The sequence below is a fragment of the Yersinia sp. LJYL362 genome (assembly GCF_048323875.1).
On sequence record NZ_JBLWEX010000051.1, the window covers coordinates 1 to 9,115 of the forward strand.

The window sequence follows — 9,115 nt, forward strand, 5'->3', positions numbered from 1 at the left end:
GATGCCACTCTGTTTCAGGGGTTGGCCCCGGCAAACCCGTCAGTGCGTGATATCAGTTATTTGATTTTGCGTCATCATCAACCTGAATCACTGGTTACCTGCGTATTTGATATGAATAACCACGACCCGCTGCTGGAAGTGCAAGTGGACAATGATGGCGAGATTTTATCTATCAAATTGACTCGTCAACAGCAGGTTATACAGGTAAAAATTCCCTTTACCGCCAGTGCACTACCGCTATTCAGTTAAATTCCTCCTCACAGGGGCAGCTTTTGCCCCTGTTTTGCCACATTTATCTCTAACGACAATAAGATGACAAGCATAACCTTCCTTATTATAGGGACTTTGACAAGCAACAGCCTGATAACGTGATTTAGCTAACATTTACTGCATATGCTTAATTTGAATTTATATGCAATATTTCCGTATAAATTTGGATGTAACAAATAATTTTGGCTTAACAAATAAAATACAATTTCAATTAAGAACCCGCTCTCATTGCTAATATCGCATAATAATAGCTCTGACAATGTATCTGCCGTGTTAAATATAACCTTACTGTTTTGCATAATATCCAGTACAGTTTTGAATATATAACGTTTAAAATGAATAAAAATAGCTATTTATTCATTTTTTAGTCAAAAGTCATTTAGAAATCGGATAAAAACATGACATTCGTCACAGAATGAATAAGTGTTATGACTAAAATAGCCGTCATCAGTTCGTTTTTAGAAAATCTTGTTTAAAACGACATCCTTGTTTAAACCGGAAATTTGTTTAAAAAAACAGAGACCTTACACAAATGGAAAATAACAACAAGAAAATGGCGCATATAAGGCGGACAACGCATTTGATGATGCCGGCGCACCGTAGTTATTTTAATTTTTCTTATTACCATTATAGATAATATCCCTCCTGCGATGACATCCGTTTTTTATTGGATAGTCATTGTCTATGCACAATTTTTAACAACAACGAAAATCTCTTGATATCTTTTCGTTATGTTAACTATTGTCTGCTTTCTCCGAAAAGACCAACACACAGTAATATTTCAACGCCGAATAGATTGTTGCTAATTACGACTCAATTTCTATTGGCTTGGTGTTTAAGTCTTTCAGCAGAAACATAGCTATCCTGTAAAAATTAAATGTCACCTTTGTCATTAATGCTAAATGACATGAGGATCACTGCGCCTTAAATTCTGTCTTTTTTATGTAAAGACAAGGAATGGTATAAAGGCAACGTGTTGCGCAGAAAAGCAGACTTACTTATTAATGAGTTTTAATTCATTGATACGGGCTGCTATACACAAAATTTATTAAACGACTAAATCCAACTTGCAAAAATGTTGGACGGGTTCATATACCCTAAATAAAATAAGAGAGAAAAATAAATGAAAAAATTAAATATCGCGGCGAGTACATCTGCCATGCCTTGTTTCGAATCACAGCGGGAAGTTGTAGATGTTTTACACACCGATTTTACTGATGTAGCTGCTGTGGTACTTTCTGTTCAAGACATTAATAATGGTGTCATTGAAAGCATTCATTCATTAGGTCTGGATATTCCAATTTTTGCGGCTGTCTGTTGTGAAGAAGAACTGAATACCGATGTATTACCATCTTTAAATGGGGTATTTGAACTGTGCGGTGACAATACTGACTTTTACGGTAAACAACTGGAATCCGCAGCTGAAAAATATGAAAAAGAGTTGCTACCTCCGTTCTTCAGTACATTAAAAAAATATGTTGAGATGGGGAATTCTACTTTTGCCTGTCCGGGACACCAAGGTGGTCAGTTCTTCCGTAAACATCCGGCTGGACGTCAATTCTTTGACTTCTACGGTGAAACTATTTTCCGTTCTGATATGTGTAACGCTGACGTCAAATTAGGCGATTTGCTTATTCATGAAGGCGCACCTTGTGATGCTCAAAAACATGCTGCAAAAGTATTTAATGCCGATAAAACCTATTTCGTACTGAACGGGACATCAGCTTCTAATAAAGTCGCCACCAATGCCCTATTAGCCCGTGGTGATCTGGTACTGTTTGACCGTAATAACCATAAATCCAACCATCATGGCGCACTGATTCAAGCAGGGGCTACACCGGTTTATCTGGAAACTGCCCGTAACCCGTTTGGCTTTATCGGTGGTATTGATGCTCACTGTTTTGAAGAGAAATATCTGCGTGAACAGATACGTAGCGTAGCCCCAGAACGTGCCAACGAAGCGCGCCCATTCCGCCTGGCGATTATCCAATTAGGCACTTATGACGGTACCATTTATAACGCTCGTCAGGTTGTGGATAAAATCGGCCACCTTTGTGACTATATTCTGTTCGACTCTGCTTGGGTCGGTTATGAGCAGTTTATTCCTATGATGAAAGATTGCTCACCCTTATTACTTGAACTGAACGAAAACGATCCAGGTATTATCGTTACGCAATCAGTACATAAACAACAAGCCGGTTTCTCGCAAACCTCGCAAATTCATAAGAAAGATAAACATATTAAAGGCCAGGATCGTTATTGTAACCATAAACGTTTTAATAATGCCTTTATGTTGCACGCTTCCACCAGCCCATTCTATCCATTATTCGCAGCATTAGATGTTAATGCGAAAATGCATGAAGGGAAAAGTGGTCAGCGCATGTGGTTAGATTGTGTGAAGACCGGTATTGAAGCCCGTAAAATGATCTTAAATACCTGTAATATGATTAAACCTTTTGTGCCGGTAGAAGTTGATGGTAAACCTTGGCAAGAATATGACACCGAGGCTATGGCTCAAGATTTACGCTTCTTTAATTTCATTCCAGGCGAAAAATGGCATGCTTTTGAAGGTTATGAAGCATCACAATACTTTGTCGACCCTTGTAAATTGTTATTAACTACACCAGGCATTGATACCAATACCGGCGAATATACCGCTTCAGGTATTCCGGCAACTATTCTGGCTAACTTCCTACGTGAAAATGGCATCGTGCCAGAAAAATGTGACCTTAACTCCATTCTGTTCTTATTAACGCCAGCAGAAGACTTGGCGAAAATGCAACATTTGGTGGCGCAAATTGCTCGCTTTGAACGTTTCATTGAAGAAGATGCATTGCTGAGTGATGTATTACCAACAGTTTATCGTAATAACGAAACTCGTTATAAAGGCTATACCATCGGTAAATTATGTCAGGAAATGCATGACCTTTATGTCAGCTACGATGTTAAACAGCTGCAAAAAGAAATGTTCCGCAAACAATATTTCCCTAAAGTTATGATGAATCCTCAGGATGCCAATATTGAATTCGTTCGTGGACATGCTGAATTAGTTCCATTATGCAAAGCAGAAGGCCGAATTGCCGCTGAAGGCGCACTTCCTTACCCACCGGGAGTATTGTGTGTTGTCCCTGGTGAAGTTTGGGGTGGTGCTGCTCAACGTTATTTCCTGGCACTTGAAGAAAGCATTAATTTATTGCCAGGCTTTGCACCTGAATTACAAGGTGTTTATTTACAAGTCGATGAAGACGGATGGAACCGCGCATACGGCTATATGATGAAAAACAAGTAAAAAAGAAGATTTCTATTATACAACACCAATAACTCAAACCTGCGGGAAAATATTCCCGCAGTCTCTGAAATTTAAAAAGAGATAATAAAAATGAGTAAAACAAATAATAAGATGGGAGTAGTACAGCTAACTATTCTGACTGCCGTCAATATGATGGGGTCAGGCATAATTATGCTGCCAACCAAACTCGCCGAAGTTGGGACGATTTCTATCGTTTCATGGTTAGTCACCGCCGTCGGTTCCATGGCGCTGGCTTATGCATTTGCCCAGTGCGGGATGTTCAGCCGTAAATCGGGTGGGATGGGCGGTTATGCAGAATACGCTTTCGGTAAATCCGGCAACTTCATGGCCAACTATACCTATGGTGCGTCTCTATTGATTGCCAATATCGCTATTGCCATATCGGCGGTCGGGTACGGAACTGAATTACTGGGTGCTACCTTAACGCCACTGGGTATTTGTATCGCGACTATCGGCGTACTGTGGTTGGCAACGGTGGCTAACTTCGGTGGCGCACGTATTACCGGGCAAATCAGTAGTGTCACTATCTGGGGGGTGATTATTCCGGTAGTGGGGATTTCGATTATTGGTTGGTTCTGGTTTAGCGGCTCCGCTTACGCGGCGGCATGGAACCCACATGGCGTGCCTACTTTTGAAGCTATCGGCTCTTCCATCTCAATGACATTATGGGCTTTCCTGGGGCTGGAATCTGCCTGTGCCAATACCGACGCCGTAGAAAACCCTGAACGTAACGTTCCGATTGCAGTATTGGGCGGGACTTTAGGTGCAGCGGTTATCTATATTATTTCGACCAACGTCATCGCCGGTATTGTCCCTAATATGGACTTGGCGAACTCAACAGCGCCATTTGGCCTGGCATTCGCTTATATGTTTACCCCGGCTGTGGGTAAAATCATCATGGCATTGATGATTATGTCTTGTGTGGGTTCATTGCTCGGCTGGCAGTTCACCATCGCTCAGGTATTTAAATCCTCTGCCGATGAAGGTTTCTTCCCGAAAATCTTCTCTAAAGTCAGTAAAGCTGATGCGCCAATCAAAGGGATGCTGACTATTGTTGTCATCCAGAGTGTTTTGTCACTAATGACTATTAGTCCATCATTGAATAAACAATTCAATGTGCTGGTCAATCTGGCCGTCGTAACCAATATCATCCCTTATATTCTGTCGATGGCAGCGTTGGTGATTATTCAGAAAACCGCCAATGTTCCACCTGCAAAAGCGCGCAAAGCCAATATCATTGCCTTTATCGGTGCGATGTATAGCTTCTATGCGCTTTATAGTTCCGGCCAGGAAGCCATGACTTGGGGTGCGATTGTCACCTTCCTCGGTTGGACATTGTACGGTTTGGTTTCACCACGCTTTGAATTTGCAACAAAGACTAAATAAGTAATCGAATGGTTCATATTGAGCCAAATAGAACCAATTTAAACTGATCAGGTGCCAGCAGATAAAAAAGTCAGGATGCAATGGGAAATTCCGGTAATAATGTTCCGAACCGCTACCCCCGGACTGGAATAAGATTATGTCGGACAGCCTTTGGCATCTCTATCTGCTGCGCACCACCAGTGGCATGCTGTATACCGGCATTACCACTGATGTGGCCAGGAGACTGACGCAACATCAAGCTGGAAAAGGCGCGAAAGCGCTGCGGGGTAAAGGAGAGTTAGCGCTGGTATTTCATTGTGAAGCAGGGGATCGCTCAACGGCGTTGAAGCTGGAATATCGGGTCAAGCAGCTCAGTAAGCAACAAAAAGAAAAGCTGGTGATGAACCAGCCCTCTTCATTGGTATCGTTGCTAGACGTTAGAACCGATTAAACGGCGCAGAAAACACCACTTCGCCATCAGCATCTGTCAGTGCATCTTCTGCCAACGCATACACCTGAAAAGCTTCTTCAGTATCAGGCCAACGGCAGGTTAATTGATGACGGGCCGCTGGCACAAAGCCAAAACGCTGATAATAGGCGGGATCGCCTAATACCACCACCGCGGCATAGCCGAACTCATTGAGAGAGTCGAGGCCTTCGTAGACCAGCTTCTCAGCCAATCCTTGACGACGCAGACCTTCTTCCACTGCCAGCGGGGCCAGTGCAACCCATTGACGGTCTTCGCCGCCCACATCTACCGGGCTGAATGCCGCATAACCCACTACACCGCCTTCATCATCGGTTGCCACAATACCCAGCGTCAGTAAGCCATCTTCGCGCAATTGTTGCACTAATTCTGCTTCATCATCGCCCTTGAATGCCTGGCGTAATAAGGCGTCGATCCCCGGAGCATCCACTGGAATTTCAACCCGGATCAGCACGATGCTAATGTACGGGAAGTACTCGCCGCACCCTCTTGCTGACCCGCTTCAATAAATTCCGCCAGTTGTTGTAGGCCGACTCGCAGTAGCGTCGGCATGGATTCCAATTCAATGGCATCCATCAGATTTTTCACATACAGGCCCAATTCGGTATCCCCTTCAATTCGCAGCCGGCGCTGGAAAAATAGCGTATCCGGATCTTCTTTACGGGCAGCGATCAGAATCAGATCGTTGGCATCACCGCTGAAGCTAACATCCGCCTCAGCCTGTTGGCTCACCACCAGCCTACCGTTTTCCACGGTCATAAACCATTGCAATGCGAGGTCACGCACTTCAATTTTTAACCAGCGAGACTCCAGAAACTCCAGATCTCCGTCCAGCAGCGCCTGACGGAATTGCCAGCCCAACACTTGCTCCAACACCTGGCGTTGCAAAGCAAATGGCGTAAGTTTTAACGGCCCCCGCAGCAGCGCTGGCCCTTGGCGTACAAGGCGTGCTCGTAGTTCTCCCAACACAGGCTGACTCCTCTTAACCCAGATAAATAGGTAACTATGTTATATCAATAAATTTTGCACCAAGTTGTCTCTGAAAGTCTTGCTAAATATCAGAAGAATGGCACCAATGCGAAAGAAACTGCCCTAAATCAAGGTCAGTTCACGGCGGGTTAACTAAAATCGCCATTCGCTAAACTCTACTATCATCTTCGGATAGGGAAAATTCTATGGAGCTGCTTTGTCCTGCCGGTAATTTACCTGCATTAAAGGCCGCAATCGATAATGGTGCTGACGCGGTTTATATCGGCTTGAAAGATGATACTAACGCCCGCCATTTTGCCGGACTGAATTTCACCGATAAAAAATTACAGGAAGCCGTCAATTACGTTCACAGCCGCAAACGGAAATTGCATATCGCCATTAATACGTTTGCTCATCCTGATGGCTATTCCCGCTGGCAACGGGCCGTTGATATGGCGGCACAACTTGGGGCTGATGCCCTGATTCTGGCGGATTTGGCGATGTTGGAATATGCCGCCGAACGCTACCCGGAAGTTGAGCGCCATGTGTCGGTACAAGCATCAGCGACCAATGATGAAGCTATCCGCTTCTATCAACGTCATTTTGATGTCGCACGGGTGGTTTTACCGCGGGTGCTATCCATGCATCAGGTAAAACAACTGTCCCGCACCAGCCCGGTTCCATTGGAAGTTTTTGCCTTTGGCAGTTTGTGCATTATGGCTGAAGGGCGGTGCTATCTTTCATCCTATTTGACCGGTGAATCACCCAATACCGTCGGTGCCTGCTCCCCGGCACGCTTTGTACGCTGGCAGCAAACCCCGCAAGGGATGGAGTCTCGCCTCAATGAAGTGCTGATCGACCGTTATGAAGATAACGAAAATGCTGGCTATCCGACCTTGTGCAAAGGGCGCTATTTGGTGGATGGGCAGCGCTATCATGCACTGGAAGAGCCGACCAGCCTCAATACACTTGAACTGCTACCGGAATTATTTGCCGCCAATATTGCCTCGGTGAAAATTGAAGGGCGTCAGCGCAGCCCAGCTTATGTCAGCCAGGTGGCGAAAGTGTGGCGGCAGGCGATTGACCGCTATCTGGCCAACCCTGCGCAATTTTCCGCCAAAGAAGAATGGATGGAACAACTGGGCGCTATGTCCGAAGGCACCCAAACCACCCTGGGCGCTTATCATCGCAAGTGGCAGTAGCCGGAGGAAATATGAAGTACGCCTTAGGCGCAGTACTCTATTACTGGCCAAAAACCGATATTGAAACTTTTTATCAGGCCGCTGCCAGCAGCAGTGCCGATATTATTTATCTTGGTGAGAATGTTTGTACCAAACGCCGCGAAATGAAAGTGGGTGATTGGTTAGCACTCGCCAAAGACGTTGCCGCCAGCGGCAAACAGGTAGTGATTTCCACACTGGCCCTGCTGCAAGCGCCGTCAGAATTAAATGAATTAAAGCGCTATGTCGAAAACGGCGATTTCTTGTTAGAAGCCAATGACTTGGGTGCGGTCAATATGGCGGCGGAGCGCGGTTTACCCTTTGTCGCCGGTCATGCCCTCAATTGCTACAACGCCTATACTCTGCGGATTTTGCACCGTCAGGGCATGATGCGCTGGTGTATGCCGGTTGAGCTTTCACGCGATTGGCTGGCTAATGTGCTGCAACAGTGTGAAGAGCTGGGGTTCCGCAATCAGTTTGAAGTCGAGGTATTGAGCTACGGTCATCTGCCGCTGGCTTATTCTGCCCGCTGCTTTACTGCGCGCTCAGAAGATCGAGCTAAAGACGAGTGTGAGACCTGCTGCATTAAATATCCGCAAGGTAGGCCGGTGCTGTCACAGGAAGACCAGCAGGTGTTTATCCTTAATGGGATTCAGACCCAAAGTGGCTATTGCTATAACCTCGGTAACGATCTGATTTCCATGCAAGGTTTGGTGGATATCGTCCGTCTTTCGCCGCAAGGCATGGAAACGCTGGGTGTCATTGATCAGTTCCGCGCCAACGAATTGGGATTAAACCCACTGACACTGGCCGATAAAGCCGATTGTAATGGCTACTGGCGACGGCTCGCCGGTCTGGAATTGGTGTCATAAGCCAATAACAATAAGCCGGGTGAGCATCACTGCCCTCCCGGTTATTTATACTTATCAACGCTTAATCACAGTGACACTTTCGTGCCATAATCTCGATAATCTGACTGTCTGTTTGCCGCATCGCACCACAGGCCAGCGCACACAGATTAGCAATTGACTGATCGACATCATCCGCAACGATCCCCTCATTGCCAGTAACCCCGCTGCTGTCTAATGCCATCAACACCGCCTTATACGCTGCACTAACACTGGTGGAAACTTTCATCGCGCAACTGTTGGCCGCGCCATCACAGATAATCCCGCTGATATCACCAATCATACTGCCAATGGCCAATGCTACCGGTTCATAACGCGGCTCCAGCAGCCACGCCATCCCTGCCGCGGCCCCCATTGCGGCGGTGGTGGCGGCACATAATGCAGACAAAGTGGGTAACTGGCTGTGAATATAAATCGCCATCAAATGGGAAAGAATAAGCGCCCGCGCCAGCTCTTCCTCACTGGCTCCGACGTGTTCTGCCACCACCACTACTGGCATGGTAGCGGCAATCCCCTGATTTCCAGAACCGGAATTACTCATCGCGGGCAACAGCGCTCCGCCCATACGTGCATCAGATGCCGCCGC

9 protein-coding genes and 1 pseudogene are annotated in these 9,115 nt (G+C 45.9%); 7 read left to right on the forward strand and 3 right to left on the reverse strand.

Features of this window, described 5'->3' with window-relative positions:
* The 5 genes and pseudogenes from ACNSO8_RS02065 to ACNSO8_RS02085 all read left to right on the forward strand — a co-directional run.
* Nucleotides 1-249 (forward strand): annotated as a pseudogene (locus ACNSO8_RS02065) (alginate lyase); the annotation flags it as partial.
* A 574-nt stretch (nucleotides 250-823) separates the two neighbouring features.
* Complete coding sequence (speFL, locus tag ACNSO8_RS02070; RefSeq protein WP_223300551.1) at nucleotides 824-907, forward strand: leader peptide SpeFL; 84 nt, start codon at nucleotides 824-826, stop codon at nucleotides 905-907.
* Nucleotides 908-1,393: 486 nt separating this feature from the next.
* Nucleotides 1,394-3,559, forward strand: coding sequence for an ornithine decarboxylase SpeF (speF, locus tag ACNSO8_RS02075; protein ID WP_005175347.1), 2,166 nt, complete (start codon nucleotides 1,394-1,396; stop codon nucleotides 3,557-3,559).
* A gap of 90 nt (nucleotides 3,560-3,649) precedes the next feature.
* Entirely contained in the window at nucleotides 3,650-4,966 is a 1,317-nt protein-coding gene (potE, locus tag ACNSO8_RS02080) for a putrescine-ornithine antiporter (RefSeq protein ID WP_019080676.1), read from the forward strand.
* A gap of 136 nt (nucleotides 4,967-5,102) precedes the next feature.
* Nucleotides 5,103-5,396, forward strand: a complete 294-nt coding sequence (locus tag ACNSO8_RS02085) for a GIY-YIG nuclease family protein (protein WP_005156248.1) — start codon at nucleotides 5,103-5,105, stop codon at nucleotides 5,394-5,396.
* Here ACNSO8_RS02085 and ACNSO8_RS02090 read toward each other — a convergent pair.
* Nucleotides 5,383-5,886: a GNAT family N-acetyltransferase gene (locus tag ACNSO8_RS02090; protein WP_019080677.1), complete on the reverse strand. Its 504-nt coding sequence runs from the start codon at nucleotides 5,884-5,886 to the stop codon at nucleotides 5,383-5,385. The genes ACNSO8_RS02085 and ACNSO8_RS02090 overlap by 14 nt on opposite strands.
* Nucleotides 5,880-6,401: a ubiquinone anaerobic biosynthesis accessory factor UbiT gene (ubiT, locus tag ACNSO8_RS02095; RefSeq protein ID WP_011815454.1), complete on the reverse strand. Its 522-nt coding sequence runs from the start codon at nucleotides 6,399-6,401 to the stop codon at nucleotides 5,880-5,882. The genes ACNSO8_RS02090 and ubiT overlap by 7 nt, the downstream gene beginning before the upstream one ends.
* 206 nt (nucleotides 6,402-6,607) lie before the next feature.
* On the opposite strand from ubiT, the gene ubiU reads away from it, so the two are divergent.
* Complete coding sequence (gene ubiU, locus ACNSO8_RS02100) at nucleotides 6,608-7,603, forward strand: ubiquinone anaerobic biosynthesis protein UbiU (protein WP_019080678.1); 996 nt, start codon at nucleotides 6,608-6,610, stop codon at nucleotides 7,601-7,603.
* Nucleotides 7,604-7,614: 11 nt separating this feature from the next.
* Nucleotides 7,615-8,493 (forward strand): U32 family peptidase, encoded by an 879-nt coding sequence (locus ACNSO8_RS02105; protein ID WP_019084241.1) that lies wholly within the window; start codon nucleotides 7,615-7,617, stop codon nucleotides 8,491-8,493.
* A gap of 61 nt (nucleotides 8,494-8,554) precedes the next feature.
* On the opposite strand, the gene ACNSO8_RS02110 is transcribed toward ACNSO8_RS02105, so the two are convergent.
* Nucleotides 8,555-9,115: L-serine ammonia-lyase, iron-sulfur-dependent, subunit alpha (locus ACNSO8_RS02110; protein ID WP_418393676.1), on the reverse strand; the 561-nt coding region annotated here is incomplete at its 5' end.

What these genes read in the sequence shown, in the direction of transcription:
- speFL (WP_223300551.1), top strand. Translation starts at nt 824, where the DNA reads ATGGCGCATATAAGGCGGACAACGCATTTGATGATGCCGGCGCACCGT.
- speF (WP_005175347.1), top strand. Translation starts at nt 1,394, where the DNA reads ATGAAAAAATTAAATATCGCGGCGAGTACATCTGCCATGCCTTGTTTC.
- potE (WP_019080676.1), top strand. Translation starts at nt 3,650, where the DNA reads ATGAGTAAAACAAATAATAAGATGGGAGTAGTACAGCTAACTATTCTG.
- ACNSO8_RS02085 (WP_005156248.1), top strand. Translation starts at nt 5,103, where the DNA reads ATGTCGGACAGCCTTTGGCATCTCTATCTGCTGCGCACCACCAGTGGC.
- ubiU (WP_019080678.1), top strand. Translation starts at nt 6,608, where the DNA reads ATGGAGCTGCTTTGTCCTGCCGGTAATTTACCTGCATTAAAGGCCGCA.
- ACNSO8_RS02105 (WP_019084241.1), top strand. Translation starts at nt 7,615, where the DNA reads ATGAAGTACGCCTTAGGCGCAGTACTCTATTACTGGCCAAAAACCGAT.